This is a genomic window from Novosphingobium sp. JCM 18896 (assembly GCF_025938095.1).
In the GTDB taxonomy this organism is placed as follows: Bacteria; Pseudomonadota; Alphaproteobacteria; order Sphingomonadales; family Sphingomonadaceae; genus Novosphingobium.
Window position 1 is genome coordinate 437,931 of the sequence record NZ_JAPCZF010000001.1, and the last position, 26,097, is coordinate 464,027.

General features: G+C 67.9%; 32 protein-coding genes and 1 pseudogene. 11 read left to right on the forward strand and 22 right to left on the reverse strand.

Translation table 11 applies throughout. The annotated features are described in order from the left end of the window. Positions 1-5 precede the first annotated feature (5 nt). The 9 genes and pseudogenes from OLX23_RS02045 to OLX23_RS02085 form a co-directional block, all read right to left on the reverse strand. Positions 6-494 (reverse strand): VOC family protein, encoded by a 489-nt coding sequence (locus OLX23_RS02045; RefSeq protein WP_264442627.1) that lies wholly within the window; start codon positions 492-494, stop codon positions 6-8. Further along, a complete protein-coding gene (locus OLX23_RS02050) occupies positions 491-1,117 on the reverse strand; it encodes a glutathione S-transferase family protein (protein WP_264442629.1) in 627 nt (208 codons plus the stop codon). The genes OLX23_RS02045 and OLX23_RS02050 overlap by 4 nt, the downstream gene beginning before the upstream one ends. A 3-nt stretch (positions 1,118-1,120) precedes the next feature. Next, positions 1,121-1,930 carry a VOC family protein gene (locus tag OLX23_RS02055; RefSeq protein ID WP_264442630.1) on the reverse strand — a complete coding sequence of 270 codons (810 nt, stop codon included), beginning with the start codon at positions 1,928-1,930 and terminating at the stop codon, positions 1,121-1,123. 3 nt (positions 1,931-1,933) lie between these two features. Beyond that, positions 1,934-2,338: a DUF1428 domain-containing protein gene (locus OLX23_RS02060; protein WP_264443709.1), complete on the reverse strand. Its 405-nt coding sequence runs from the start codon at positions 2,336-2,338 to the stop codon at positions 1,934-1,936. Next, positions 2,330-2,689, reverse strand: a pseudogene (locus OLX23_RS02065) (DUF1428 domain-containing protein); the annotation flags it as partial. The gene OLX23_RS02060 and the pseudogene OLX23_RS02065, both read right to left, overlap by 9 nt. 78 nt (positions 2,690-2,767) lie before the next feature. Then, positions 2,768-2,935 (reverse strand): DUF4287 domain-containing protein, encoded by a 168-nt coding sequence (locus tag OLX23_RS02070; RefSeq protein WP_264442632.1) that lies wholly within the window; start codon positions 2,933-2,935, stop codon positions 2,768-2,770. Further along, positions 2,932-3,615, reverse strand: coding sequence for a glutathione S-transferase family protein (locus tag OLX23_RS02075; RefSeq protein WP_264442633.1), 684 nt, complete (start codon positions 3,613-3,615; stop codon positions 2,932-2,934). The genes OLX23_RS02070 and OLX23_RS02075 overlap by 4 nt, the downstream gene beginning before the upstream one ends. A 35-nt stretch (positions 3,616-3,650) precedes the next feature. Continuing rightward, positions 3,651-4,124 carry a VOC family protein gene (locus OLX23_RS02080; protein ID WP_264442634.1) on the reverse strand — a complete coding sequence of 158 codons (474 nt, stop codon included), beginning with the start codon at positions 4,122-4,124 and terminating at the stop codon, positions 3,651-3,653. 27 nt (positions 4,125-4,151) lie between these two features. After that, a complete protein-coding gene (locus OLX23_RS02085; protein WP_264442635.1) occupies positions 4,152-4,583 on the reverse strand; it encodes a VOC family protein in 432 nt (143 codons plus the stop codon). Positions 4,584-4,663: 80 nt separating this feature from the next. Here OLX23_RS02085 and OLX23_RS02090 point away from each other — a divergent pair, with 80 nt between their 5' ends. Then, on the forward strand, positions 4,664-5,353 hold the full coding sequence (locus tag OLX23_RS02090) for a winged helix-turn-helix transcriptional regulator (RefSeq protein WP_264442636.1): 690 nt from the start codon (positions 4,664-4,666) through the stop codon (positions 5,351-5,353). Positions 5,354-5,375: 22 nt separating this feature from the next. Here OLX23_RS02090 and OLX23_RS02095 read toward each other — a convergent pair whose 3' ends face one another. Beyond that, positions 5,376-6,008 (reverse strand): glutathione S-transferase family protein, encoded by a 633-nt coding sequence (locus OLX23_RS02095; protein ID WP_264442638.1) that lies wholly within the window; start codon positions 6,006-6,008, stop codon positions 5,376-5,378. Between the two features lie 77 nt (positions 6,009-6,085). Between OLX23_RS02095 and OLX23_RS02100 the strand changes: the two genes are divergently transcribed. Continuing rightward, positions 6,086-7,060 carry an AAA family ATPase gene (locus OLX23_RS02100; RefSeq protein ID WP_264442639.1) on the forward strand — a complete coding sequence of 325 codons (975 nt, stop codon included), beginning with the start codon at positions 6,086-6,088 and terminating at the stop codon, positions 7,058-7,060. A gap of 172 nt (positions 7,061-7,232) precedes the next feature. Here OLX23_RS02100 and OLX23_RS02105 read toward each other — a convergent pair whose 3' ends face one another. The 3 genes from OLX23_RS02105 to fmt form a co-directional block, all read right to left on the reverse strand. After that, the gene (locus tag OLX23_RS02105) at positions 7,233-9,551 is read right to left on the reverse strand and encodes a putative bifunctional diguanylate cyclase/phosphodiesterase (RefSeq protein ID WP_264442642.1); all 2,319 of its coding nucleotides are present in this window, start codon (positions 9,549-9,551) and stop codon (positions 7,233-7,235) included. Between the two features lie 104 nt (positions 9,552-9,655). Then, positions 9,656-10,444, reverse strand: a complete 789-nt coding sequence (gene truA / locus OLX23_RS02110; RefSeq protein ID WP_264442644.1) for a tRNA pseudouridine(38-40) synthase TruA — start codon at positions 10,442-10,444, stop codon at positions 9,656-9,658. Next, positions 10,441-11,364 carry a methionyl-tRNA formyltransferase gene (gene fmt, locus OLX23_RS02115; protein ID WP_264442645.1) on the reverse strand — a complete coding sequence of 308 codons (924 nt, stop codon included), beginning with the start codon at positions 11,362-11,364 and terminating at the stop codon, positions 10,441-10,443. The genes truA and fmt overlap by 4 nt, the downstream gene beginning before the upstream one ends. Before the next feature lie 47 nt (positions 11,365-11,411). Between fmt and recR the strand changes: the two genes are divergently transcribed. The 4 genes from recR (at position 11,412) to OLX23_RS02135 (ending at position 15,394) form a co-directional block, all read left to right on the forward strand. Beyond that, complete coding sequence (gene recR / locus OLX23_RS02120; RefSeq protein ID WP_264442646.1) at positions 11,412-12,008, forward strand: recombination mediator RecR; 597 nt, start codon at positions 11,412-11,414, stop codon at positions 12,006-12,008. 158 nt (positions 12,009-12,166) lie between these two features. Further along, the gene (def, locus tag OLX23_RS02125) at positions 12,167-12,736 is read left to right on the forward strand and encodes a peptide deformylase (protein ID WP_264442647.1); all 570 of its coding nucleotides are present in this window, start codon (positions 12,167-12,169) and stop codon (positions 12,734-12,736) included. A gap of 361 nt (positions 12,737-13,097) precedes the next feature. After that, the gene (gene rmuC / locus OLX23_RS02130; protein ID WP_264442649.1) at positions 13,098-14,606 is read left to right on the forward strand and encodes a DNA recombination protein RmuC; all 1,509 of its coding nucleotides are present in this window, start codon (positions 13,098-13,100) and stop codon (positions 14,604-14,606) included. 17 nt (positions 14,607-14,623) lie between these two features. Further along, a complete protein-coding gene (locus tag OLX23_RS02135; protein ID WP_264442650.1) occupies positions 14,624-15,394 on the forward strand; it encodes a hypothetical protein in 771 nt (256 codons plus the stop codon). Between the two features lie 200 nt (positions 15,395-15,594). Here OLX23_RS02135 and OLX23_RS02140 read toward each other — a convergent pair whose 3' ends face one another. The 8 genes from OLX23_RS02140 to OLX23_RS02175 form a co-directional block, all read right to left on the reverse strand. Next, a complete protein-coding gene (locus OLX23_RS02140) occupies positions 15,595-15,996 on the reverse strand; it encodes an META domain-containing protein (RefSeq protein ID WP_264442653.1) in 402 nt (133 codons plus the stop codon). Positions 15,997-16,042: 46 nt separating this feature from the next. After that, positions 16,043-16,849 (reverse strand): TrmH family RNA methyltransferase, encoded by an 807-nt coding sequence (locus tag OLX23_RS02145; RefSeq protein WP_264442655.1) that lies wholly within the window; start codon positions 16,847-16,849, stop codon positions 16,043-16,045. Between the two features lie 126 nt (positions 16,850-16,975). After that, complete coding sequence (locus tag OLX23_RS02150) at positions 16,976-17,254, reverse strand: HPr family phosphocarrier protein (RefSeq protein ID WP_264443710.1); 279 nt, start codon at positions 17,252-17,254, stop codon at positions 16,976-16,978. A 27-nt stretch (positions 17,255-17,281) separates the two neighbouring features. Beyond that, a complete protein-coding gene (locus OLX23_RS02155) occupies positions 17,282-17,686 on the reverse strand; it encodes a PTS sugar transporter subunit IIA (RefSeq protein WP_264442656.1) in 405 nt (134 codons plus the stop codon). A gap of 55 nt (positions 17,687-17,741) precedes the next feature. Further along, on the reverse strand, positions 17,742-18,698 hold the full coding sequence (gene rapZ, locus OLX23_RS02160) for an RNase adapter RapZ (protein ID WP_264442657.1): 957 nt from the start codon (positions 18,696-18,698) through the stop codon (positions 17,742-17,744). A gap of 71 nt (positions 18,699-18,769) precedes the next feature. Next, positions 18,770-19,192 carry an HPr kinase/phosphorylase gene (locus OLX23_RS02165; protein WP_264442659.1) on the reverse strand — a complete coding sequence of 141 codons (423 nt, stop codon included), beginning with the start codon at positions 19,190-19,192 and terminating at the stop codon, positions 18,770-18,772. A 211-nt stretch (positions 19,193-19,403) separates the two neighbouring features. Further along, entirely contained in the window at positions 19,404-20,963 is a 1,560-nt protein-coding gene (locus OLX23_RS02170) for a sensor histidine kinase (RefSeq protein ID WP_264442660.1), read from the reverse strand. Then, complete coding sequence (locus OLX23_RS02175; RefSeq protein ID WP_264443711.1) at positions 20,956-21,669, reverse strand: response regulator transcription factor; 714 nt, start codon at positions 21,667-21,669, stop codon at positions 20,956-20,958. Before OLX23_RS02175 ends, OLX23_RS02170 begins: the two co-directional genes overlap by 8 nt. 189 nt (positions 21,670-21,858) lie before the next feature. Between OLX23_RS02175 and OLX23_RS02180 the strand changes: the two genes are divergently transcribed. The 3 genes from OLX23_RS02180 (at position 21,859) to OLX23_RS02190 (ending at position 23,102) form a co-directional block, all read left to right on the forward strand. Next, positions 21,859-22,251: a hypothetical protein gene (locus OLX23_RS02180; protein ID WP_319641287.1), complete on the forward strand. Its 393-nt coding sequence runs from the start codon at positions 21,859-21,861 to the stop codon at positions 22,249-22,251. Positions 22,252-22,392: 141 nt separating this feature from the next. Then, positions 22,393-22,896, forward strand: a complete 504-nt coding sequence (locus OLX23_RS02185) for a DUF937 domain-containing protein (RefSeq protein WP_264442661.1) — start codon at positions 22,393-22,395, stop codon at positions 22,894-22,896. After that, a complete protein-coding gene (locus OLX23_RS02190) occupies positions 22,896-23,102 on the forward strand; it encodes a hypothetical protein (protein ID WP_264442663.1) in 207 nt (68 codons plus the stop codon). The genes OLX23_RS02185 and OLX23_RS02190 overlap by 1 nt, the downstream gene beginning before the upstream one ends. A gap of 21 nt (positions 23,103-23,123) precedes the next feature. Here the strand turns inward: OLX23_RS02190 and OLX23_RS02195 are convergent, their stop codons facing one another. Next, a complete protein-coding gene (locus OLX23_RS02195; protein WP_217401153.1) occupies positions 23,124-23,780 on the reverse strand; it encodes an alpha/beta hydrolase in 657 nt (218 codons plus the stop codon). Positions 23,781-23,955: 175 nt separating this feature from the next. Between OLX23_RS02195 and OLX23_RS02200 the strand changes: the two genes are divergently transcribed. Together OLX23_RS02200 and OLX23_RS02205 are read left to right on the forward strand one after the other, a co-directional pair. Further along, a complete protein-coding gene (locus OLX23_RS02200) occupies positions 23,956-25,020 on the forward strand; it encodes a cysteine desulfurase family protein (RefSeq protein ID WP_264442665.1) in 1,065 nt (354 codons plus the stop codon). Then, the gene (locus tag OLX23_RS02205; RefSeq protein ID WP_264442666.1) at positions 25,017-26,096 is read left to right on the forward strand and encodes a cysteine desulfurase family protein; all 1,080 of its coding nucleotides are present in this window, start codon (positions 25,017-25,019) and stop codon (positions 26,094-26,096) included. Before OLX23_RS02200 ends, OLX23_RS02205 begins: the two co-directional genes overlap by 4 nt. Position 26,097: the final 1 nt, after the last annotated feature.

Consider the following 26,097-nt stretch of genomic DNA (forward strand, 5'->3'; position numbering starts at 1 on the left):
GCTCCCTAGTTTCCGGCGCGGGCGGCCTCGATCGCGGCGACGTCGATCTTCTTCATTTCCATCATCGCCGCGAACACGCGCTGCGCCACGGCGGGGTCGGAGCCCGCCACGGCTTCGCTCAGCGCGCGCGGGGTGATCTGCCACGAGACGCCCCACTTGTCCTTGCACCAGCCGCACTGGCTCTCCTGGCCGCCGTTGCCGACGATGGCGTTCCAGTAGCGGTCGGTCTCTTCCTGGTCCTCGGTCATGACCTGGAACGAGAAGGCTTCGCTGTGCTTGAACATCGGGCCGCCGTTGAGGCCGATGCAGGGAATGCCCATGACGGTGAACTCGACCGTCAGGACCTGGCCCTGCTGGCCGCCCTCGGGATAGTCGCCCGGCGCGCGGTGGACGCCCGACACCTTGCTGTCGGGAAAGGTCGCGGCGTAGAAATTGGCGGCCGCCTCGGCCTCGCCTTCGTACCACAGGCATACGATGTTCTTGGGTGCGGTCATTTCTTCATGTCCTCGATCAGCTTGTTGTCGACCGCCTTGGCGGCCTTGTAGCGCGGGCGGGCCTGGATCCGCTCGGCATAGGCGACCAGCGCCGGGCGCGGCGGCAGGATGCCGAAGTTGAGGCCCCAGTCGACCGAGCTGCCGACATAGACGTCGGCCATGGTGAAGCGATCACCGCAGACGAAGGCGCGGCTCTCGAGCATGGCTTCGAGCGTGTCCATCGTCCGGTCGAAGCTGCCCCAGCCGGCCATCATCTCCTGCTGCCCCTCGGGCTCGAACTTGAGCGCGCGGCTGGTGATCGACTGCTCGATCGGCCCCGCGGCGAAGAAGGTCCAGCGCAGGTAGTCGGCCAGTTCGTCGTCGTGCGGCAGCAGTCCGGCCTCGGAGTGCATCTCGGCGAGGTAGAGGCAGATCGCCGCGGCTTCGGTCACCACCCGGTCGCCGTCCTCGGTGTGGTGGACGATCGTCGGCACCTTGCCCATCGGGTTGGCTTCGAGGAACGCGGCGGGCTTGTCCTTCCAGTCGACCAGCACCTGCTCGTAGTCGGCATCGACCTCGTGCAGCGCCCAGCGGGCGATCTGGCCGCGCGACATCGGGTTGGTGTAGAAGGTGTATTCGGCCATCGCCTATCCTTTCGTGCCGACGAGCGAGAACATCGCGCCCTGCGGATCCATGCCGTTGATGATCCATTCGCCGCCGGGCACTTCCATCGGCCCGTTGAACACCTGGCCGCCATTGGCCGTGACCGTCGCGACGGCCTGATCGATGTCGCCGACGCGGATGTAGAAGTTCCACATCCCGACGGGCACTTCCGCGGGCTTCTGCATCATCGCGCCGATCTGCTCGCCGCCGTGGTCGATGAACCAGTAGTCGCCCATCTCGCCCATCGGCATCTTGTCGTTGAACGCGAAGTCGAAGTGCTTGGCGTAGAACGCGCGCGCGCCGTCGATGTCGGGGCTGTAGAGCTCGTTCCAGGCGACGCGCTGCGGCGCCGTGCGATCGTAGACGTCGCTGCGCGCATCGGCGGGGGCGCCCGCTGGCGGGACCGGGGTCATCACGTAGAGCGGCACGCCCTGCGGATCGGTGACGAGCGCGAAGGAGCCGACGTCGATCGTGGTCTTGGGCATCAGCACCTTGCCGCCGTCGGCAGCGATCGCCGCCGTGGCCGCATCGACGTCGGCGACGTAGAGGTAACCGAGCCAGCAGGGGCGGGCGCCGCCCTCGCACATGGCGTCGGTCAGCGCGAGCACGCCGCCGCCGCTGCCGCCGTCGTCGCGGACGATGTGGCGGTAGTCGACACCCCCGGCGGCCGCGGCCCCCTCGGGCGCTTCACCCAGGATCTTCCAGCCGACGACCTTGCCGTAGAAGTCCCGCGCGGCATCGGGATCGGTGGTCATCAGTTCGTACCAGATGAAGCTGCCGAGGGGATTGGTCATGGCTCAGGCTCCCACGGGCTGCTTGGTCAGCTCGACCACGGGGGCGAAGCTGCCATAGACCATGCGCTTGCCGTCGAACGGCGGCTTCTCGTCCTCGAAGCCCTTCATGCGTTCGTCCTGCATCATCTTCTCGTGCGCACCGTCGCAGGCCTCGCGCGATTCCCATTCGATGAACGAGAAGACCACGATCTCGCCGTCCTCGGCCTTCACCGAGCGGTAGAAGTCGGTCTGCTTGCCGTGCGGCACCTCGTCCTGCCAGGCCTCGACCACGCGCTTGGCGCCATAGTCCTTCATGATGTCCCACATGTCGAGCGCGGCCTTGCGGTACCCGGCCTGGTTGCCCGCCGGCACGGGAACGATGAAGCCCTGGACGTAGGGATTGTCGAGCGCGGTGCCCTCGTCGACCAGCGGCGTGAAGCCGCCGTAGATCATGCGCATGCCGTCGAAGGGCATGGGGTTCTTTTCCTGGCTCATGCGGTCGTCGGACTGCATGATCTCTTCCATCCTGGCTTCCATCGCCTTGCAGGTCGCGGCGTCGGGCCATTCGATCCACGAGAAGACGACCGATTCGTCCTCCTTGCAGTCGACCGCGCCGAAGAAGTCGGTGGTGTGGCCTTTCTCGACCTTGTCCTGCCAGCATTCGAGGATGCGGGTGGCGCCGTGGTCCATGAACACGCCGTCGCCGAGATCGGCATGGGCGATGAACTTGTCCTTGTTCGCAGTCGGCACCGCGAGAACGAAACCTTGTACGTAGGTCATCAAGCGTCTCCTTCCTTCTTCTGCCCCTTGAGCAACGCGATGATCGCCATTGCGTGCCCGTGGCCCCCAAAATCGTAACTAGGGCCCGAATTCGTCCTTGAGTGCGGCCACGATCGTCCCGGCCTTCACCCCCGGTGCCAGGCCGGCGCCTTCGCCGAAGCCTTTGTCCTTGCCCCAGGCGCGGAACGCCGCGGGGGTCTTGCCGGTCTTGGCCTCGATGTTGTCGAGATAGGCCTGGAAGCTCATGCCGGCATCTCGAACGGGATCGGCGCGCCGAGATCGGCGGTCTGGTCGGCCAGCGCCTGGACGAAGGCCGGACGCGCCTCGCCGCGCTGCTTATAGGCCGTCAGCTTGGGATAGGCCGACAGGATGTCGGTATGGCGGACCTCGCGCAACACGGTCACCATCAGGATGTCGGCGATCGAGAAAGGCCCGGCCAGCCAGCCGTCGGGCGGCATGGCGTCTTCGAGGTGCCGAAGCCGGACGTTGAGGAAATCGACGAAGCCCGGGCGCGCCTCCTTGGTCCAGCCCTCACGGGCGCGAAACACGTCGACCCATTGCAGGTCCATCACCGCGGGTTCGACCGTGTTGAGCGCGGCGATCAGCCAGGAATGGGCATCGGCGCGCGCCTGCGGTTCGCGCGGCAGCAGCCGTTCGTCCTGTTCGCCGAGGTGGAGCAGGATCGCGCCGCTCTCGAACAGGCGCACGCCGCCTTGTTCGAGCGCGGGCACCTGCCCGAACGGCTGCCACTCGCTGCGGTAGCTGTCGGGGCGGGGCTTCATCCCCTCGTAGATCTCGGTGCGATAGGGGCGGCCGATCTCCTCGAGCGCCCAGCGCACGCGCAGGTCGCGGACCAGGCCATGCGCGAAGGCGGGCACGTCCTTGAGCGCGACGACGACGGTATCGGCCTTGGGATCCATGGGCATGGCTGTTCTCCTCTGCGGTGATCAGTTGTTGGCGATCAATTGCTGGCTGGCGGCTGGCCGCACATCGCGTTCTCCGCGGCCTTGCGCAGTTCTTCCTCGCCCTGCGGGGCGTTGGGCAGCGAATGGGCGATCGACCACATGTGGCCCCAGGGATCCTTCACCTGGCCATAGCGATCGCCCCAGAACATGTCGGTCGCGGGCATGACCACGGTGGCGCCGGCCTGGGCCGCGCGGTCGATCGAGGCATCGGCATTGGCGACGTAGAGGTGCAGGGTCACCGGCGTGCCGCCGAGCGCATTGGGGCCGAGCGCGCCCATTTCCTTCATCTCGTCGACCAGCATGACCATGGCGCCGTTGATCGTGATCGCGCCGTGCATCAGCTTCCCGTCGGGGGCGGGGAGACGCATCATCTCCTCGGCGCCGAAGGCCTGCTTGTAGAACTCGATCGCATCGGCGGCGCCGGCGCAGACGAGGTGCGGCGCGAGTGCGGGCGGGGTGAATTCGGTCATGATCTTCTCTCCCTTTTTGCGTTTCGATCAGGCGACGACTTCGGGCGGGGCGACCTCGCCGCTGGCGACCGCGGGATCCATCCACATCGTCTCCCAGATGTGCCCGTCGGGATCGGTGAAGGCGCGGCTGAACATGAAGCCGTGATCCTGTACCGCGAAGACGTCGGGCTGGCCGCCGTTCTGCTCGGCGGCGGCGAGGAAGCCGTTGACCTCGTCCTTCGACTCGCAGCTGACGCACAGCATGACTTCGCTGCTGTCGGTCGAGGGGATCGGGCGATCGGTGAAGGTCTTCCACTTGGCGTGGGTCAGCAGCATCACGAAGATCGTCTCGGACAGGACCATGCAGGCCGCGGTCTCGTCGGTGAAGTTCGGTTCGTTGGTTAAGCCGAGCGCCTCATAGAACGCCTTCGACCGGTCGAGATCGACCACGGGCAGGTTCACGAAAATCATGCGGGCCATTGGGTCTCTCCTCCTGGGTGCAGCACGCGCTGCGAATCGCTCTTGCTTTGTGATGGTCGTGTGAGTTACTAAAAGCAACCATGGAGTTACAAAAAGAAACCAAGGCGAGCGAGCGGCACGGCAAATGGTACGATGACGCCTGCGGCATGGCTTTCGCGCTCGAACTGGTGGGCGAGCGCTGGTCGCTGCTGATCGTGCGCGAGCTTATGTTCGGAGGAAGGCGGTTTTCGGACTTGCGGGCCGGGATGCCCGGAATCAGCGCCAAGGTGCTGACCGAGCGGCTGGAATCGATGGAGCGCGCGAAGATCGTCCAGCGCCGCCGGCTGACCACGCCCGTCGCGGTCCAACTCTACGAACTCACGCCCTGGGGCTATCAGGCCGAGGAGGCGATGCTGGCGCTGTGCAAGTGGGCGGTGAAGTCACCGCATCACGATCCCAACCTGTGGCTGTCGCCGGCCTCGCTGATGCTGTCGATGCGCGTGATGTTCGTCGCGGCGCGGGCCGAAGGCGTCGCCACGCGCGGCATGATCCGCGTCGGCAACGACAGCTTCGTCGTCGAGGTGGCCGATGGCCGGTTCCACGTTGCGCGCGGAGAGGCGGAGGTGCCCGAATTCGTCTTCGAGACGCCTCTCGCCACGCCGATCATCTTCACCGCTTACGGCAAGATCCCGGTCGAGGATCTGGCCGCGACGGGCCTGACCGTCAGCGGCGACCGCGCCGCGGCGCAGCGCTTCCTCGACTGCTTCCAGCTGCCCGAGAAGGTCTATTGAGTCGGCGGTAGGGGAAAAGGGCTCAGCCCGCTTTCGCGGGCCGGTAGGCTTCCATCTCCGCCACGACCTGCCAGGCCGGCCGCTCGCAGACGCGCGCGTACCAGGCCACGGTCTTCGGCTGGCTCGGCGTGATGCCGACATAGGCGAGAGTGCGGAACATCGAGGCGACCGAAATGTCGGCCAGGGTGAAGTCCTCGCCCAGCAGCCAGCCGCTCTCGGGCACCACGCTCTCGACGTAGTCGAGGCTGCGCGGCAGTTCGCGTTCGCCTTCGAGCGCGATGTCCTCGTTGCCGGGGATCTTGAGGAATTTGGGCGCGACCACGCGATTGAACATGATCTTGAGGCCCGAGGCGCAGAAGATCGTGTCGGTGAATTCGTCGAACCACATCGCCCGGCCGCGCATCCGCGGATCGGCGGGCAGCATCGGTTTCTCGGGGTACTGGGCCTCGATGTAGGTGACGATCGCGGTCGAATCCGCCAGGCGATAGTCGTCGTCGATGAAGGCCGGGATCTTGCCGAAGGGGCTGGCCAGGCGAAATTCGGCGTCTTCGCTGCCGGGACTCAGGAGCTTGAGGTTCCAGGGCAGGCCCTTTTCCTCGAGCACCAGCGCCACCTTGCGCACGTAGGGAGAGGGGAGACCGCCGAAAACCTGCATCGAAACCACCCGAACAACTGCAATTGCCGGGAAAGCTTATTGCAGCTCCGCGCGGGCGCGTATAGGCGTTCGCCGCGATGACTGACACTTCCACCAGCACCACCCGTCTGCCCGCGCCCGACACCGAAGTGAGCGTGCGCGAGGTTTTCGGCATCGACATCGACATGACCGTGCCGGCTTTTTCCGAAGCCGACGAGCGCGTGCCCGACCTCGACGACAGCTACGTGTTCGATCCGGACACCACGCTGGCGATCCTCGCGGGCTTCGCCTTCAACCGCCGCGTCATGGTCCAGGGCTATCACGGCACGGGCAAGTCGACGCACATCGAGCAGGTGGCAGCAAGGCTCAAGTGGCCCTGCATCCGCATCAACCTCGACGCGCACATCAGCCGTATCGACCTGATCGGCCGCGACGCGATCGTGCTGCGTGACGGCCTCCAGGTCACCGAATTCCGCGAAGGCCTTTTGCCCTGGGCGCTGCAGACGCCGACCGCGCTGGTCTTCGACGAATACGACGCGGGCCGTCCCGACGTGATGTTCGTGATCCAGCGCATTCTGGAGACCGAGGGCAAGCTGACCCTGCTCGACCAGAACCGCGTGATCCGCCCGAACCAGTTCTTCCGCCTGTTCGCGACGGCCAACACCGTCGGCCTCGGCGACACGAGCGGCCTCTATCACGGCACCCAGGCGATCAACCAGGGCCAGATGGACCGCTGGAACATCGTCGTCGGGCTCAACTACCTGCCGCAGGCGGTCGAGACCGAGATCGTCGGAAAGAAGGCGACGGGCATTCCCGAGAAGCAGATCGCCGACATGGTCAAGGTCGCCGACCTGACCCGCCAGGGCTTCATCAACGGCGACATCTCGACCGTGATGAGCCCGCGTACGGTCATCACCTGGGCGCAGAACACCGCGATCTTCAAGGATCCGGGCTTCGCCTTCCGCCTGTCTTTCCTCAACAAGTGCGACGAGACCGAGCGGATGCTGGTGGCCGAATACTACCAGCGAGTGTTCGGCACCGACCTGCCCGAGAGCGTGGTGGCGAAGGCTTGAGCTTCCGCCACCCTCATCCAAGCTTCGCTAGCCGCTGACGCGGCAAGCTGCGCTATCCTTCTCCCGCCAGCGGGAGAAGGTGGTGCTACCAAACCCCTCTCCCGCTGGCGGGAGAGGCAGCGAGACTTGGTGAGCCCTAGGCGAACCTAGTCGCAGCGGTGAGGGTGGTGCCTCACTCGTTCACCGCTCGCTTCTGACCCGGCTTGAACTCGAGCTCGCCCGCCGGCACCGCGCGGCTGTAGAGGAAGCCCTGGGCCTGGTCGCAGCCGTCCTTGCGCAGTTTCTCGAGCTGTTCGCCGAACTCGACGCCTTCGGCCGTCGTCGTCATCTTGAGCTCGTTGGCGAGGCTGATCACCGAACGGACGATCGCCTGGCAGTCCTCGCGCTCGGCCAGTTCCGAGACGAAGCAGCGGTCGATCTTGATCTTGTCGAAGGGGAAGCTGCGCAGGTAGTTCAGCGACGAATAGCCCGTGCCGAAATCGTCGAGCGCGATCTTCACGCCGAGGGCGCGGATCTTGTGCAGCGTGGCCAGGACTTCCTCCGATTCCTGCATCAGCAGGTTCTCGGTGATCTCCAGCTCGAGCCGGTTCGGGGTGACGCCGCTCTGCGCCAGGGCGCTGACCACGACCGACAGCAGGTTGCCGTCCTTCATCTGCGCGGGCGACATGTTGACCGCGACGGTCAGGTCCTCGGGCCAGCCCGCGGCTTCGGCGAGCGCGGTGCGGATCACCCATTCGCCGATCTCGACGATGACGCCGGTCTCCTCGGCGATCGGGATGAACACGTCGGGCGATACCGTCCCGCGCGTCGCGTGGTTCCAGCGCAGCAGCGCCTCGTAGCCGGCGGTGACGCCGCGGTTGATGTCGAGCAGCGGCTGGTAGTGCAGCTCGAGCTCGCCGCGCACTATCGCGGCGCGCAGATCGAGCTCGAGCGCGCGGCGCTCCTGCATCTGCACCTGCATGTCGGGGTCGAACACCGAAATGCCGCGGCGGCCGCGCGACTTGGCGTTGTACATCGCGAGGTCGGCGGCGCGCAGCAGTTCGTCGCCCGTCTGGCCGTCGGTGGGGGCGAAGGCCGCGCCGATCGAGGCGCCGATCGGCATGATCTGGCCGTCGATCTCGATCGCGTTGCCGACCGCGCCGAGCACGCGCTCGGCGATCGCCAGGCCCGCGGCGGGCGAATCGAGATCGGTCATCAGGATGACGAATTCGTCGCCGCCGAGCCGCGCGATCATGTCGCGCGGACGCACGACCTCTTCGAGCCGGCGCGAGATCTCGACGAGCACCTTGTCGCCGACGGCATGGCCGTGGCCGTCGTTGATCGCCTTGAAGTGATCGAGGTCGACGTAGAGCAGGCCGATCGAGCCATCGAGCGCGGTGCGGTGGAAGGCGCGGTCGAGCGTGGCGTTGAACAAGGTGCGGTTGGGCAGCTGGGTCAGCACGTCGTAGTGCGCCATGAAGGCGACCTTGGCCTCGGCGCGCTTGGCCACGGTGATGTCGGCGATGAAGCCGCGCCAGCCGATCGTCTGGCCTTCGCGCAGGATCGGGCGGCCGTTGAGCGACCACCAGTGCTCGACGCCGTCGACGCGGATCGGCACGACGACGTTGCGGAAGGCGCGGCCCTCGTCGAACAGCGCGCGCAGGTCGGCGGCCTCGGGCACGTCGCCGAGCAGTTCGATCAGCGACAGGCCTTCGAGCTCCTCGGGTTTGCGGCCGCAGGCATCGGCGAAACGCTGCGAGGGGTGCCAGATCTGGAACTTCGAGCCGATCTCGTAGAGCCAGTCGCTGCCCTCGTCGTCGTACTGGTTGAGCAGTAGCTGGATGGTCTCGTTCGACTGGCTGAGCCGCCGCGTGCGGATGCGGCGCGTCGCGAACATGTAGTAGAGGTTGTAGAGCGACCAGTGCATGAAGCAGGTCATCACCCAGACCGTGACGGCCACTGCCGCGCCGTCCCAGCCGGTCCGCGACAGCAGGCCGACGCTGACCGCGGCGGCGCCGCTGGCGCTGGCGGCCAGGCCGAGATGCGGCACCGACATGGCGGAAATGCCGTCGATCACCATCATCGCCACGCCCAGCGCGATCAGGCCGTCCATGCTGGCTTCGGGGGCGATCAGCAGCGCGGCGAGCAGGGCGCAGGCCCACCAGGCGGCGCGCAGCCGGATGACGCTGACGCGGTACTTGAGCGCGCGCTTCTCGTCGAATTCGCGGCGGGCTTCCTTGTGGCGGACCGACCGCTGCATGGCCATGACCGCGCACCAGCCGAGCATGGTCAGCAGGGTGAACACCGGATTGGTGCGGGGGCCGACGAGCAGCAGCAGGAGCGCGAGCCGGACGGTTTCGAGCAGCGACAGCGGGAAGGCGCGCAGATAGTCGGCGCGGCAGCGGGCGAACCAGTTCTCCTCGTGCGCCTCGACGTGGTGACGCGTCAGGGCCAGCAGGCTCAGCGGCGTCTCGACGATCAGCTTGTGCCCTGGCGGAGAAGAAACGACCATCCAGCAATGCCCCCAATGTTCCGGTCCGTTTCGTTGAACGGTCCGGTTTCCCTTATGTCTTTGAATTCGGGTGGGGCAGGTAAGCGAAGTTCCCTAGTATCTGGTTAAAGCACCTGTCCGGTGGGTAACTTCGCATTCATATCCGATGCATCTGTCGGATACTTGGCGCCGGTGAAGTAAAGACCATCGGCCGGCGCGTTGAGCCCGAGCGCCTTGCGATCGCGCGCGGCGAGGACTTCGGCCATCCGGCTCTCGGGCCAGCGGCCGAGTCCGACGAGCGCCAGGCAGCCGACCATCGAGCGCACCTGGTGGTGGAGGTAGGACCGGGCTTCGGTCTCGACGATCACCTCCTCGCCCACTCGCTTCACGTCGAGCCGGTCGAGCGTCTTGAGCGGGCTCGCCGACTGGCAATGGGCTGAGCGGAACGTGGTGAAGTCGTGGAGCCCGATCAGCGCCTGGGCGGCGCGGTGCATCGCCGCCTCGTCGAGCGGGCCGCCGACCAGCCAGGCCTTGCCGCGATCGAGCGTCAGCGGCGCGCGGCGGTTGACGATGCGATAGCGGTAGGACCGGCCCAGGCACGAGAAGCGCGCGTGCCAGTCGTCGGGCACGACCTCGCAGCCGATCACCGCGACCGGGGCCGGGCGCAGCCGTGCGTTGAGCGCTTCCTGCAGGCGGAACCGAGTGAGGTCCTTGGCGATGTCGACATGCGCGCGCATCGCCAGCGCGTGGACCCCCGCGTCGGTGCGGCCGGCGGCGTGCATGATGACGGTCTCGCCGGTCACCGCATGGGCGGCGTCCTCGACCGCCTGCTGCACCGACGGCCCATGCGCCTGCCGCTGCAGCCCCATGAAGGGCCCGCCGTCGAATTCGAGGGTCAGCGCGAAACGCGTCACTTTTGGCCGTGCTGCTTGAGTGAGGTTCCCGCCGGGATCGGCTTGCCGCGCAGCAGTTCGGCGACGTCCATCGCCGGCTTGCCCTGGCGCTGGATCCGTGTCGGCCGCAGCGCGCCCTGGCCGCAGGCGATCGTCAGCCGGTCGTCGATGACCGAGCCCGGCCAGCCGCCGCCGTCCGCGGGTTCGGCCGCCAGCACCTTGTAGCGCTCGCCCTCGAATTCGAAGAAGGCGCCGGGCACCGGCGCGAAGCCGCGGACCTGGCGCTCGACCTGGACCGCGGGCAGGCTGAAATCGAGCAGCGCCTCGGCCTTGTCGATCTTCTTGGCATAGGTGACGCCGTCCTCGGGCTGCACCTCGGGCGGATAGGCGGCGAGGTCGGACAGCACCTGAACGACCAGCCGCCCGCCGATCTCGGCGAGCTCCTCGGTCAGCTGACCCGTGGTCTTGCGCTCGATCGGCGTGCGCTCGATCGCCAGCATCGGCCCGGTGTCGAGCCCGGCCTCCATCTGCATGATCGTCACGCCGGTCTCCTTGTCGCCGGCCAGCACCGCGCGGTGGATCGGCGCCGCGCCGCGCCAGCGCGGCAGCAGCGAGGCATGGATGTTGATGCAGCCGTGCCGGGGCGCGTCGAGCACGGCCTGCGGCAGGATCAGGCCATAGGCGGCGACCACGGCGACGTCGGCCGCGAGCGCGGCGAAGGCGGCCTGCTCCTCGGCGCCCTTGAGCGAGACCGGGTGGCGCACGGCAATGCCGCGCGCTTCGGCCTCGCGCTGGACGGGCGAGGGGGTCAGCTCCTTGCCGCGGCGGCCGCCGGGGCGCGGCGGCTGGCTATAGGCCGCGACGACCTCGTGCCCGGCCTCGGCCAGCGCGACCAGCGCGGGCACGGCGAAATCGGGGGTTCCCATGAAGATGACGCGCATATGCGAAAGGCTTTCCCTATGAGCGCATGCGCCCTATCTGGGCGAGGATGGCATCGCAAGAGATCGAGACCCTGACATCCGCCCTGTCGCGCCTGCCGGGGCTCGGACCGCGCTCGGCCCGGCGCGCGGTGCTATGGCTGATCAAGCGGCGCGAAAGCTCGCTGGTCCAACTGCTCGACGCGCTCGCCGCGGTGCGCGAGACTCTGGTCGAGTGCCAGACCTGCGGCAATGTCGACACCAGCGATCCTTGCGCGATCTGCGCCGATCCGCGGCGTGACCAGCGCTCGCTCTGCGTGGTCGAGGACGTCGCCGATCTCTGGGCGCTCGACCGCGCACGGCTGTTCACCGGACGCTATCACGTCCTGGGCGGCCGGCTCTCGGCGCTCGACGGGGTGCGGCCCGAGGACCTGACGATCGGCCGGCTGATCGACCGCGTCGCCCAGGGCGGCATCGACGAGGTGGTCCTGGCGATGAACGCTACGCTCGAAGGCCAGACCACCGCGCACTACATCGCCGAACGGCTCGAGGCCTATCCGGTGCGCCTGACCCAGCTCGCGCACGGCCTGCCCGTGGGCGGCGAGCTCGACTATCTCGACGAGGGCACCTTGGCCCAGGCCCTGCGGGCGAGAAGGCCGGTGGGGTAGCGCGAGCATCCTTCGACAAGCTCAGGATGAGCGGGGCTGGGTGCTTCCGGCTTTGAACAAAACCCGCTCATGCTGAGCTTGTCGAAGCATCAGGCGCAGCGCTGCGAAGGCCCACGCGCCAGGTTGCGATTCTAACGCTTCGGCACTATCTGGCCCCCATGGCCATCCGCGAAATCATCGAGATTCCCGACCCGCGTCTCAAGCAGGTCTCCGCCCCCGTCGAAAAGTTTGACGAGGAACTCAAGACGCTCGTCGCCGACATGTTCGAGACGATGTACGACGCACCGGGCATCGGCCTCGCGGCGATCCAGGTCGGCGTGCCGCTGCGCGTGCTCGTCATCGACCTCCAGCCCGACGATCCCGATGCCGAGCCCGAGGTCTGCACCGCCCACGGCGGCCACGAGCACACGCACCAGCCGACCAAGAGGGAACCGCGGGTCTTCATCAACCCCGAAATCCTCGATCCGTCGGAAGAAACCTCGATCTACAACGAAGGCTGCCTCTCGGTCCCCGAGATCTTCGCCGAAGTCGAACGCCCCGCACGTATCCGCGCGCGCTGGCAGGACATCGACGGCAAGGTCCACGAGGAAGAGATGGACGACCTCATGGCGACCTGTCTCCAGCACGAGATGGACCACCTCGAGGGCATCCTGTTCATCGACCACCTCTCGCGCCTCAAGCGCCAGATGGCGGTGAAGAAGCTGGAAAAGCTGCGCCGCGCGGCTTGAGGCTGGGGGCTCTCCGGCCGGCGCTGCTCGCCACTTAGATCCTGATCTCACGTAACCCCAATCCCGTCATCCCCGCGAAGGCGGGGATCCATCACCCCTGCCTGCCGATCGCGCGGCGATGCAGGACGAGCGCTTCGGAGATGGATCCCCGCCTTCGCGGGGATGACGGATAAGGGGCGTTGCGCCTCTGCCCTCGACAATCGTCGGCCCTGCGCAGACAGGGGCCCAACCAAGCTTTCGCGCCGACGCTACCGTGGCGATGGTGGATAAGTCGGTTGGGCCCCTGCCTGCGCAGGGGCGACGGTTGTGTTGGCGGTGATGCTCGGTTAGGTTCCCATTTCGTTCCAGATGGGAAGATGCCGTGGAAGCCGCTCTGTTCGTTATCGTCGCACTCGTCGTCGGCCTCGGCCTGGGCTGGTTCCTCGGCGGCCGCCCCGTCGCCGAGATGCGCCAGCGCTTCCTCGCGCGCGATGGCGAGGCGCGTGAGCTCGACGAGAAGTTCCGCCGCGCGATCACCGAACTGGCCGGCGCCAGCGAACGCGCCATGCGCGCCGATGGCCTCGCGAGCGAGCTCAGCGAGGCGCAGGCACGCAACGCCGTGCTCCAGGGCCAGTTGGCCACGGCCGCGACGCGGGCCGACAGCGCCGAACGCCTCGCCGCCGAACTGCCCGACCTGCGCGCCTCGCGCGAGGTGCTGGCCGCCGAACTGGCGACGCTGAAGGCCAATGCCGCGAACTTCGACGAGAAGCAGCGGCTGCTGATGGAAGCGCAGGAAGCGCTGAAGAAGGAATTCGCGGTCGCCGGCGCCAAAGTGCTTGAAGGCGCGCAGCAGGCTTTCTTGCAGCGTGCGCAGGAGCGGTTCGCCGTGTCCGAGGAGAAGAGCGCCCAGCAGATCAAGGCGCTGCTTGCGCCCGTCGGCGAACGGCTCAAGAGCTACGAGGATCATGTCTCCTCGCTCGAAGCGAAGCGCGTCGATGCCTTCGGCCAACTCACCGGGCTGATCGAAGGCATGCGGGTTGGGCAGGAGCAGGTCCGCGCGGAGGCTGCTCGGCTCGGCAACTCGCTGCGCAATGCGCCAAAAGCTCGCGGTCGCTGGGGCGAGCAACAGCTCAAGAACGTGCTCGAACAATGCGGTCTCTCGGAACACACCGACTTCGTCACCGAGCATTCGATCGAAACCGAAGAAGGCCGGTTGCGCCCGGACGCGATCGTCAACATTCCCGGTCAGAAGAAGCTCGTGATCGACGCCAAGGTCTCGCTCAACGCCTATCAGGAAGCGTTCGAGGCGCAGGATGATCTCGTGCGCGACAGCGCCTTGGCGCAGCACGTCGCCTCGATGCGCAACCACGTCCAGACGCTCGGCGCCAAAAGCTACCAGAGTCAGTTCGAAGACGCGCCCGACTACGTCGTGATGTTCGTACCCGGCGAACATTTCGTTGCCGCGGCGCTTGAGAAGGACCCCGAGCTCTGGGACTTCGCCTTTCGCAATCGCGTGCTGTTGGCGACGCCGACCAACCTCGTCGCGATCGCGCGCACCGTGGCGCAGGTCTGGCGGCAGGACGGCCTGGCGCGCGAGGCGCGCGAGATCGGCCGCATGGGCGGCGAGCTCTACGACCGCCTCGCGGTCGCGGCCGAGCACATGAAGCGTGTCGGCAGCGGGCTGTCGAGTGCGGTCGACAACTACAACAAGTTCGTCGGTAGCTTCGAACGCAACGTTCTCTCGGCTGGCCGTCGCTTGCGCGACAAGCACATCGAGATCGGCAAGCGCGAGATCGAGGAAGTGCCGCTGGTCGAGAGTTCGCCGCGCTATGCCGAGAGCGCCGCGACGGAACCCGCCGTGCCGCTGCTGGTTGAGACCGAACAGGAATAACCGGCGAAAGGAAGCGGATGCGGTATCTCGGTCTTGGCAGTCTGACGGCCCTGGTCCTGCTCGCGGGCTGCAATTCGGAACCCAAGCCGCCGCAGGCCCCGCCCAGCGATGCCGCCAGCGTCGCGGCGACGCCGGCGCCCGCCCCTAATGCCTCCGATCCCGATCCCACCAAGGCGGCGGGGCTCTGGCTCGACAGCCAGGTCGAGCCGCGCCAGCCGGGCAAATGGGCGCCGCGCGACGAATGCGGCACGATCCCCGGCGCGCGCGCCTTCCGCGAAAGGCTCGCCGCCGCGGTCCAGGCGCGCGATGCCGAGGCGATCGCAGCGATGGCCACGCCCGACATCCGCCTCGGCTTCGGCGGGCAGGACGGCGTGCAGCGCTTCCGCGCCGCGCTCAAGGCACCCGACGGCAAGCTGATGAACGAACTCGCGGCGCTGCTGCCGCTCGGCTGCGCGGGCAGCGACGGTGGCGGGCTGACCGTGCCCTGGTACTTCCAGCAGGAAGTCGGCGACGTCGATTCCTATTCGGCGATGCTCGTCACCGGCGTCAACGTGCCGCTGCTCGCCGAGGCCAAGCCCGGCGCGGCGGTGAGCGAGACGCTGTCGTGGGATCTCGTCTCGCTGACCAAGGGGCTGTCGCCCGGCGCGCCGTTCCAGCAGGTGAAGAGCGCCGCGGGCAAGACCGGCTACGTCGCCACCGACAAGCTGCGCAGCCTGCTCGCGCATCGCCTGCTCGCGGTGAAGCAGGGCCAGGACTGGAAGATCACCGCGGTGCTGGCGGGGGATTGAGGGCCGGGTCACGCGAAGCCGCGAAGACGCGAAGGGGCGCCAAAAATTTGCCGTCACCCCCGCGAAAGCGGGGGCCCATCTCCGGGGCTTTCGTCCTGCACCGCAGTTTGGTGGGAGAACTCGGGTGATGGCCCCCCGCTTTCGCGGGGGTGACGGAGGTTAGGTTTCTCGCCTAGTCCTTCGTGTCTTCGCGTGAAACCCTACTTCCGCACCAGCTCCACCGCATGCGCCGTGGTCCGCAGGCTCAGCCGGTCCCCGCTCAGCGTCACCGCCGGCTCGCCGCCGAGCAGGTCGCTCAGCGCGCGTTCCTGTTCCATTTTGCCCTCGCAGAACATCCTGGTGCTCATCAGCGGGCCGACCACGAGCTTGCCCGCATTCTCGCTCCAGGTGCCGCCCAGGCGGTTGCAGCCGGCAGAGGCGACCAGGCGGTCGGGGCGGAAGGCCAGGCTGGCCTCGCCGACCGGCGGAGTGCCGTCGATCGTGGTGACGCGCCATTCGCTGTCGGCCAAAACGAGCTTTGGCGTGGGTGCGGTTCCGGTCGAGGTCGTGGCGCATCCGGCGAGGAGCGCCAGCAGGGCGAGGGGGATCGAGAGCTTGCGCATGGGCACTCTCCTGCAGGAACGCGCCTGATCGCGCGCTGAACGCAGCCTAGGCCTTGGGGCGCAGGTGCGCCAGCGCCTCGTAGGCAAGCACGGCGCCGGCGACCGCGGCGTTGAGGCTGTCCGCCCGGCCGAGCATCGGCATGTGCACGCGCAGGTCGCAGGCGAGCTCGTAGTCCTCGGGCAGCCCGCGCGATTCGTTGCCGACCATCAGGAAGCACGGCGCGGCATAGGGCGCGGTGCGATAGTCGGTGGAGTCGCGCAGCGAGGCGGCGACCAGTTGGCCGTCCCCGGCGCGCAGCCAGGCGTGGAACTCGTCCCAGCGCGCTTGGGCGATCTTCTGGGTGAACACCGCGCCCATGGAGGCACGCACGGCTTCGACCGAGAAGGGATCGGCGCAGTCGTCGATCAGGATCAGCCCGCCCGCGCCGACCGCGTCGCCGGTGCGCAGCATCGTGCCGAGGTTGCCCGGATCGCGCAGCGCCTGGGCCACCAGCCAGATCGGCGCGGCGGCGCGGTCGAGCTGCGCGAGGCGCGTGTCGAATTCGGCGAAGACGCCGGCGACGGCCTGGGGGTTGTCCTTGCCGGTGACCTTGGCGAGGATTTCCTCGTCCATCTCGATCACCTCGCCGCCGTTCGCGGAAACTTCGGCGATCAGCGCATCGAGCAGCGGATGGGGATCGCGCTTGATCGCCATGACCAGCATTTCGGGCAGGTGCCCGCTCTCTCGCGCGTCGGTGAGCAGGCGCAGGCCCTCGGCGAGGAAGCGCTTTTCTTGCTTGCGGTGCTTCTTCTCGCGCAACGAGCGCAGGAACTTGACCGTGGGGTTGGAGAAGCCGGTGATCGTGCGGAGCATGGGTAAGCGGTTAGGGCGGCGGCGGCCCTTCGACAAGCTCAGGGCGAGCGGGTCTGGGTGCTTTGCGGCTTAAAACCACATCCGCTCATGCTGAGCGTGTCGAAGCATGCCGGCGCGCGGCTGGCCTCAATCCTCGCCGAAGCCGTCCTTGACCAGGCCCGCCAGCTTGAGCAGTGCGGCTTCGGCGCCGTCGCCGCTGACGGCGATCTCGATCGTGTCGCCCTTGGCGGCGCCGAGCATCATCAGGCCGAGGATCGAGCCGCCCGCGGCCTCGGTGCCGTCCTTGCTGACCGCCACCTGCAGCCCATCGGGCAGCAGTGCGACCATGTTGACGAACTTGGCGCTGGCGCGCGCGTGCAGCCCGCGCTGGTTGATGATCTGGACGGTTTCCTTGAGCGCGATCATGCCTGCTCCCTCATGCATGTTGGCTCCTCAGGCGTGCTGGCCGAGGTACTCGGACGCCATGGTGATGTAGTTGCGGCCGGCGTCGCGCGCGGCGATCGCCGCGTCGGTCACCGACATGCATTCGCGCGCCTTGGCGAGGCGGATCAGCATCGGCAGGTTGATGCCCGCGATCACCTCGACCCGGCCGGCCTGCATCAGCGAGATCGCCAGGTTCGACGGCGTGCCGCCGAACAGGTCGGTCAGGATGATGGCGCCTTCGCCGCTGTCGACGCGCTTGATCGCGGTCGCGATCTCGTGGCGGCGACGCTCCATGTCGTCATTGGGTCCGATGCACACGGTCGCGACCGCCTCCTGGCGGCCGACGACATGTTGCATCGCATTCACGAACTCCTCGGCAAGATTGCCGTGGGTCACCAGGATCATACCGATCATGCTGGAAAATTGCTCCGAAGGCCCTGCGAAACCGCCTGGATAGCTTTGGCTTTTCTCACGAGGCCACTCCTCCTTCTATGAGGTCGGCAGCTCGCGAGCCCAGGTTGCGGTGCAGCAATGTGGGCGAAAAACCGGCGGCACGCAAGGCCGCTCCGATCTCTTCGGCGACGAACACCGATCGGTGTCGTCCGCCCGTACAGCCAAAGGCGATGTCGACGTAGGCCTTGCCCTGCGCCTCGTAGCGCGGGAGCAGCATGAGGATCAGGTCGCGGATGCGCGCATAAGCCTCGGGGAAAGCCGGGTCCTGGCGGATGTGCTCGCCGACGGGCGCGTCCCGGCCGGTCAGCGGGCGCAGCTCGTCGACCCAGTGCGGGTTGTCGAGGAAGCGCATGTCGAAGACGAGGTCGGCGACCGGCGGCATGCCGCGCGAGAAGCCGAAGCTGGAAACGGTCAAGGTCAGCGGCTGGTCGGTCGGCGTGAAGCGCTCGCGAATCACCTGCTGGAGATCGTTGGTCGAATAAGCGGTGGTATCGATCACGCTGTCGGCCCAGCGGCGCAGCGGTTCGAGCAGTTCGCGTTCGGCGAGGATGCCCGAGGCGACGGGCATGTCGGCGGCGAGCGGGTGGCGGCGCCGGGTCTCGTTGTAGCGCCGCTCGAGCTCGCGGCTCGCGCAGTCGAGGAACAGGGTGGTGACTTCGAGATCGGCGCGCTTGCTCAGCTTCTTCACGCGCTCGATGATGTCGTGCGGGTTGAAGCCGCGCGTGCGCGCATCGAAGCCGATCGCCAGTGGCGGGCGCGGATCGGCGGGCGAGCCCTGGCCCGCGGACGATGCGGTGGTGTCGATCAGCCGTTCGAGCAGGCGGACGGGGAAATTGTCGAGTGCTTCCCAGCGCAGGTCCTCGAGCACGCGCAGCACCGTCGTCTTGCCCGCGCCGAGCAGGCCGGTGACCAGCAGGATCCTTTGCGGGCCTTGATCGAGGGCGGCTTGGTCGGTGTCGGTGTCGCTGGACATGGATCGCGGAAGTGTGCGCTTCTCACCATCGAAAGGGAAGGGCGAAGACGCGCCTTTTACCCCGCAGAGACTTAACCCAGGCTGAGTCCGTAATAGGTAAGTGCCCGTTCGGCCTTGAGATGTAGCACCGTGCCCTCGGGCGCGAGGCGCAGCATCGGCAGGGCGATGCCGGCGTGCTCGACGCTCTCGGGGTGCTCGACGAAGCGCGGCGCCGCTGGATCGAGCACGAGCACCAGCGCGACCGGCGCCTCGTCGCAGACCGGCTCGTGCAACAGCCCCAGGTTGCGCACCTCGATCAGCCCGCGCGTGTTGGGATGCGGCATGGCGACGAGCCGACCCTTGCGCGCTTCGAGCATCACGCCGTCGTCGCCGACCAGCACGGCGCCGCGATCGATCAGCGCCAGCGCCAGGCTCGACTTGCCCGTGCCGGGCGCGCCCTCGATCAGCACGGCGCGCCCGTCGATCGCGACACAGGTGGCCTGGTGGGGGGTCATGGGCGAACCTCGTGAAACGAAGGAGGGGTACGCAAGCTCTTCCGCCCACCCGTCATCCCCGCGAAGGCGGGGATCCATCTCCTTCGCTCTCCGATCGAACGGCCGTGCCGGATGAGAGCCCCGGAGATGGATCCCCGCCTTCGCGGGGATGACGGAGGTTTGGGCGAACGGAGAGGAGCGGGGGCGGCGATGGGGAGTGTCACGGCCACAATCACCCCTGATCCCAAGCCGGTAGGACGATCACCAGCCGCGCGCCGGGCTGGCCGTCGAAGCGGTCCTCGGCGGTCAGCGTGCCGTAATGCGCCTCGACGATCGTGCGGGCGATGGCGAGGCCGAGCCCCGAATGGCTGCCGAAGTCCTCGTCCGCGGGGCGCAGCGAGTGGAACCGCTCGAAAACCTTCTCGCGCTCGCTCTCGGGGATGCCGGGGCCGTGGTCGGAGACCGTGAGGCCGACCTGTTCGTCATCTCCGGTGATGCTGATCTCGATCATCGCGCCCGGCGGCGAGAACGACACCGCATTGTCGAGCAGGTTCTCGAGCACGCGCTCGAGCCGCGCCGGATCGCCGGGCACGACGCAGAAGCCGGCGCGGCGGTGGGTGACCTCGATCCGCGTCTCGCCGTTGACCCCGCGGGTGTCGCGCGCCTCGACCAGAGCGAGCACGAGCTGGACCATGTCGACCGGCTCGAAGGTGGTGCGGCTGAGCTCGGCGTCGATCCGGCTGGCATCGGCGATCTCGGTGACCAGCCGGTCGATCCGCCGGACGTCGTGGGTGGCGATGCCGAGGAGCTGGCGGCGCAGTTCGGCATCCTCGACGCGTTCGAGCGTCTCGAGCGCGCTGCGCAACGAGGCGAGCGGGTTCTTGATCTCGTGCGCGACGTCGGCGGCGAAGGACTCCACGCCGTCGATGCGCTGGCTCAGCGCGGCGCTCATGTCCGAGATCGAACGCGCGAGCATGCCGATCTCGTCGCGGCGTTCGGGCAGGCGCGGGACCACGACCTGGCGGTCGCGCCCCAGTCGCACGCGGATCGCCGCGCGCACCAGCAGGCGCAGCGGCTGGATGATCGTGCGCGCGAGGAACAGCGAGAGCAGGATCGAGACGAGCAGCGCCGCGCCGACGATGATCGCCAGGGTCTGCCGCGCGTCGCGGATGTTCTGGGTGATGTCGGGCGAATTGCGCATGGTCAGCAGCACGTCGCCCTTTTCGCCGACGGGTGCCGCCGCGGTGATCACCGGCGTGCGATCGGGCGCGCGCCGCTGGCGCATGACCGTGGCCTTGGTGCTGCGCGCCTCGGCGATCTCGGGGAAGCCGGCGGCCTTGTCCGATTCCTCGTAGTTCGGGATCTCCGGCGCGCGCACGAGGAAGTCGAGGCTGCGGTCGAGCCCGCGCGCGGCGTGCATGTACCACGGCTCCTTCTCGGGATCGACGAAGGTGAAGGCCGGGCCGACCAGCTCGAAGCTGTCGGCGATCAGCTTGTCCTTGCGGTCGTAGAGGCGGATGCGCAGCTTCTGCTCGGCGCCGACGCGCATTAGCAGCGCCTTGCGCTTGGTGCGGTTGAGCGGGCCGAGCGCATCGGCGGTGATCTGCACCTCGGCGCGGGCCAGGCCGAAGCGCTCGGCGATCAGGCGGTTGCGATAGGTGTCGAGGTAGAACACCGAACCCGCGAGCAGCACCAGCGCGACGACGTTGACCGCGAGGATGCGCGAGGCCAGCGAGACGCGCCGCGTCCAGAACAGCCGCTCGGGGATCAGGCCATCGGTGTCGTCAGCCATCGGCGAACGAATAGCCGGCGCCGTAGAGCGTATCGATCGCCGAGAAGGTCGGATCGACCCCGCGGAACTTGCGGCGCAGGCGCTTGATGTGGCTGTCGATCGTGCGGTCGTCGACGAAGACGTCGTCGCTGTAGGCGGCGTCCATCAACTGGTTGCGGCTCTTCACCACACCAGGCCGCATCGCCAGCGATTCGAGGATGAGGAATTCGGTGACGGTCAGCGACACGGCCTTGTCGTCCCAGGTGACGCTGTGGCGCGCGGGGTCGATCGTCAGCCGGCCGCGCTGGATCGGCTCGGGCAGGCCCTCGGGCACGGGCTCGTCGGGCTCGGCGCGGACCAGTTCGGTGCGGCGCAGGATCGCGCGGATACGCGCGACGAGCAGGCGCTGGCTGAACGGCTTGGTGATGTAGTCGTCGGCGCCGAGCGCGAGACCCAGCGCCTCGTCGGGTTCCTCGTCCTTCGAAGTCAGGAAGATCACCGGCAACGAGGAACGGTCGCGCAGCCGCTGCAACAGTTCGAGCCCGTCCATCCGCGGCATCTTGATGTCGAAGATGGCCAGATCGGGCGGGTTCTCGAGCAGGGCCTTCAGCGCAGTCTCGCCATCGGCATAGACGCGCGTGGCGAAGCCCTCGGCCTGGAGGAAGATCGACAGCGTGGTCAGGATGTTGCGGTCGTCGTCGACCAGCGCGATGCATTGCTGCGGCACGGTCGGTGCGACGTCGACGGGTTCGCCGGTGGAGGAGGGGGCTGGCGGCTCGGCCGTGGTCACTGGTGTGCGGATCCTCGAAAGCGGCTCGGCCTTGCGGGTTAGCCCTTCGCATCGCTGCTGACAACGTGGGGCTTTGGCGCCGCGTCCCCTGTCTCAGTATTGCTTGCTTCCGTCGGGGATCGGCGCATGCTCCTCGTCCCCAATGCGGAGTCGAAGCCCATGAGCATCCTCAACAGCATCTTCGGTCAGTTCGGTCAGCACGTCGACGTTGCCAATATGGCGGAAAAGCTCGGGATTCAGCCGGCTCTGGCCGAGAAGGCGATTGCCGCGCTCGGGCAATCTCACGCCGAACCGGGGGATACCATCGCCGGCGCGGCCGCCAAGACCGGGCTGGACAGCGGCGTGCTCGGGCAGATCGTCGAGCAGATCGGCGGCGAGGGCTCGCTCGGCGAATTCGCGCGCACGCTCAAGGATCATCCGCAGGCCTCGGGTCTGTTCGCGATGCTCGATCGTGATGGCGACGGCAATCCGTTGAACGACGTCACCGATCTGGCGAAGGGTCTGTTCGGCAAAGGTTAAGGAAGCGAGTGCCAGGCGCGGCCGGCTGCCATCCGGCAGCAATAAATTATTATAGTGTGTCCACTATCCAACGCACCGTCTGACGCGTAGACGGTCGCCAAGGTCGCGACAAATATAAAGTGCCTCATCAAGGAGGGCACCATGGACTGGCTCACCACGCTGCGACGCAGCGGGGGCATCAATGCGCTTTCGCGCCAGATCGGCGCGAGCCCGGCTGACGTCTCGGCGGCCGTGACCGCTCTGTTGCCCGCGCTTCTCGCCGGGTTGCGTCAGGCTGCCGACACGCTGGGCGAGGGTGATGCCGGTGTCCAGTCGCTCGTCGACGTGCTGGCCGAACTGGGCGGTGGACAGCTCGCGGCCGACATCATGGGGCCGGGGCCGCTCGACACGACACCCGGAAATCTGCTGCTCGACCGCGTTCTGGGCCCCGAAGTGGCGCGCCGCGCGGTGCTGGTCGAGGCCGAGCGTGCCGAGGGGCTCGATCCCGAGCTCGGCGCGCGTGTCTTGCCGGCGCTGGCGATGCTGGTCGGCGGCTATATCACCGCGCGTGCGGGTGGCAGCGGTGCCGAGGGCAGCGGTGGGCTCGGCGATCTTGCCGACACCCTGACCTCCGACGTCAACGACAGCGGCGCCGATCGCATCTGATGGCTTCTACTGCGCTGTCATTGCTGGTGCTGACCGTCGTCGCGCTGATCGCCGGCGCGGCCTTCCTCTGGCGCCGCGGTGGCGGGCGCAAGCAGATCGTGCTGATGCTGGTGCTCGCGGCGATCCTGGCGATCAATGTCGCGATCTGGACCCTGCCGACTTCGGGCGGCCAGTCGCTGGCCGGAACGGCGGCGGCGCAGAACTGATCCGCGCCGCCAGCTTGGTTCTTACTTGATCGGGCAATCCGGCGAGAGCCGCATGTCGAGATAGTTGTCGACCGAGCGCATCATCTCGTCGAGCTCGTTCTCGAAGAAGTGGTTGGCGCGCGGGATCTCGTCGTGATGGATCGTGATGTGCTTCTGCGTGCGCAGCTTGTCGACCAGCTTCTGCACGGCGTTCGGCGTCACCACCGTGTCCGACACGCCCTGGACGATGATGCCCGAGGCCGGGCAGGGCGCCAAGAAGCTGAAGTCGTACATGTTGGCCGGCGGTGCGACCGAGATGAAGCCACGGATCTCGGGGCGGCGCATCAAGAGCTGCATGCCGATCAGCGCGCCGAACGAATAGCCGGCGATCCAGGTGGTCGAAGCCTCGGGATGGATCGACTGCACCCAGTCGAGCGCTGCGGCCGCGTCGGACAGTTCGCCGATGCCGTTGTCGAAGCTGCCCTGGCTGCGGCCGACGCCGCGGAAGTTGAAGCGCAGGGTCGCGAAGCCGCGGTTGACGAAGGTCTTGTACATCGCCTGGGTGATGCGGTCGTTCATCGTGCCGCCCGCCTGCGGGTGCGGATGAAGGATCATCGCGACGGGTGCGCGCGGACGCGGGCCGGGCTGGAAACGGCCTTCGAGGCGACCCTCGGGACCGGGGAAAATGACTGCTGGCATTGTCGGTATACCTGGTGAATGAGAATCTCGACGTTCGCCCGCCGGGTTCGGCTGGCGATCGGTCCGTAAGATTCTAACGGGAATTGATGCGCTATATAGAAACCGCCACCACGAAAACAACATTTTGCCGCAAGATGCTTAACCCCATGATATTCGGGCCAACGATACTCAGGTCATGACCGCCGACCGCCTCTATCTCGATCACGCCGCCACCACGCCGCTGCTGCCCGCGGCGCGCGAGGCCATGCTCGCGGGCTTCGCGCAATGGGCCAACCCGTCGAGCCCGCACCGCGAGGGACGCGCGGCGCGCGCGGCGCTCGAGGATGCGCGCGCGCGTCTGGCCGAGGCGCTCGGCTGGCGCGGCGAGGTGATCTTCACCTCGGGCGCGAGCGAGGCGCTGACCCTGGCGCTGACGCGCTGCCGCCAGCCGCTCGCCGCGGTCTTGTCGGTCGAGCACGAGGCGGTGCTGCGCCATGCCGGCGATGCCGAGCGGCTGGCGGTGGACGGGCAGGGGCTCGTCGATCCCGCTGCGGTCGCGGCAGCAGCGGCGGGGACCGGACTGGTCGCGGTCCAGCAGGTCAACAACGAGACCGGGGTGATCCAGCCTCTGGACGCGATCGTCGCGGCGGTGCGCGCGGCGGGCGGGCTGCTGCTCGCCGACTGCGCGCAGAGTGCGGGCAAGCTCGCGCTGCCCGATGCCGATCTGATCGCGCTTTCGGCGCACAAGTTCGGCGGGCCGATCGGCATGGGCGCGTTGCTGGTGCGCGACTGGGCGCTGCTCGAACCGACTGGCGGACAGGAGCGCGGCTATCGCGCCGGTACCGAGAACCTGCCCGGCGCCCTGGCGATGGTCGCCGCGCTCGAGCAGGGGGGCGGCTGGCTCGCGAACGCGGCCGCAATGCGGCAGCAACTGGAGCTGTCAATCTGTGCGTCCGGCGGCGCCGTGATCGCCGCTGAAACGCCCCGTTTGCCGACGATCGGCGCCTATCGCATGCCGGGAATCTCGGCCGCGGCGCAACTGATCCGCTTCGACGCGATGGGCCTGGCGGTCTCGGCGGGCAGCGCCTGTTCGTCGGGCTCGCTGCGTACCAGCCACGTACTCGGCGCGATGGGGCTGGAGGATAAGGCTGCGTCCGAAGTGATTCGCGTAAGTATCGGGCGTGAAACGACCGAGGCTGACATCGCCCGCTTCCTCGATGCCTGGCGCGAGATTGCCGGAAAGGATCGTACGGGGGCATGACCTACCTCGATTACCAGGCGACCACGCCGCTCGCCTCCGAAGCCCGCGAGGCGATGCTGCCCTGGCTGGCAGGCCCCGAAGCGCTTGGCTTCGCCAACCCGCACAGCCCGCACCGCCCCGGCCGCGCCGCCGCCGCCGCGGTCGAGCTGGCGCGCGATCAGGTCGCGGCGCTGCTGCCGCCGGGCGGTCGCGTGGTCTTCACCGGCAGCGCCACCGAGGCGCTGAACCTCGCGATCCTCGGCCGCAAACCGCGCAAGATCTCGGTCTCGACGATCGAGCACGCTGCCGTGATCGACACGGCCCGCGCCAGCGGCGCCGAAGTCCACACGCTGGAGGTCGGCAGTTCGGGCCTGGTCGCGGCCAATGCCGCGATCCCGGCGGGTACCGATCTCGTTGCGGTCATGCAGGTCAACAACGAGATCGGCACGATCCAGCCCGTCGCCGCGCTGGCCGAGGCCGCGCACGCCGCCGGCGCGCTGTTCCTCTGCGATGCGGTCCAGGGCGCGGGCAAGCTCGCGGCGCCCGAGGGAGCAGACCTGATCGCGCTGTCGGCGCACAAGCTCTACGGCCCCAAGGGCATCGGCGCCTTGTGGATCCGCGACGGCGTCGAGCTCGCGCCGCTGATCCACGGTGGCGGCCAGGAGGGCGGCCTGCGCTCGGGTACCCTGAGCCCGGCGCTCTGTGCCGGATTCGGCGCGGCGGCGAAGCTGGCGGCGGCGCGGATGGCGGCGGACAATGCCCATGTCGTGCCGCTCTGGGATCGCGCCCGCGCGCTGTTCGCCGGCTGGACGCTGAACGGCAGCGCCGAGGCGCGCTGGCACGGCAATCTCAACCTGCGCAAGGACGGGCTCGACGTCGCGCGGCTGATGTCGGACCTGCGCGACCTGGCCTTTTCGGCAGGCTCGGCCTGCGCCAGCGGGTCGGGTCGGACGAGCCATGTCCTGCGTGCGATCGGGCTCACGGACTCGGCGGCGAAAGGCTCTATTCGGATCGGATTCGGACGTTATACCATCCTCGGGGAACTGGAGGATGCCTGCGCACGGATCGTCGCCGCGGCGGCGGCGCAGGGAGTTTGAC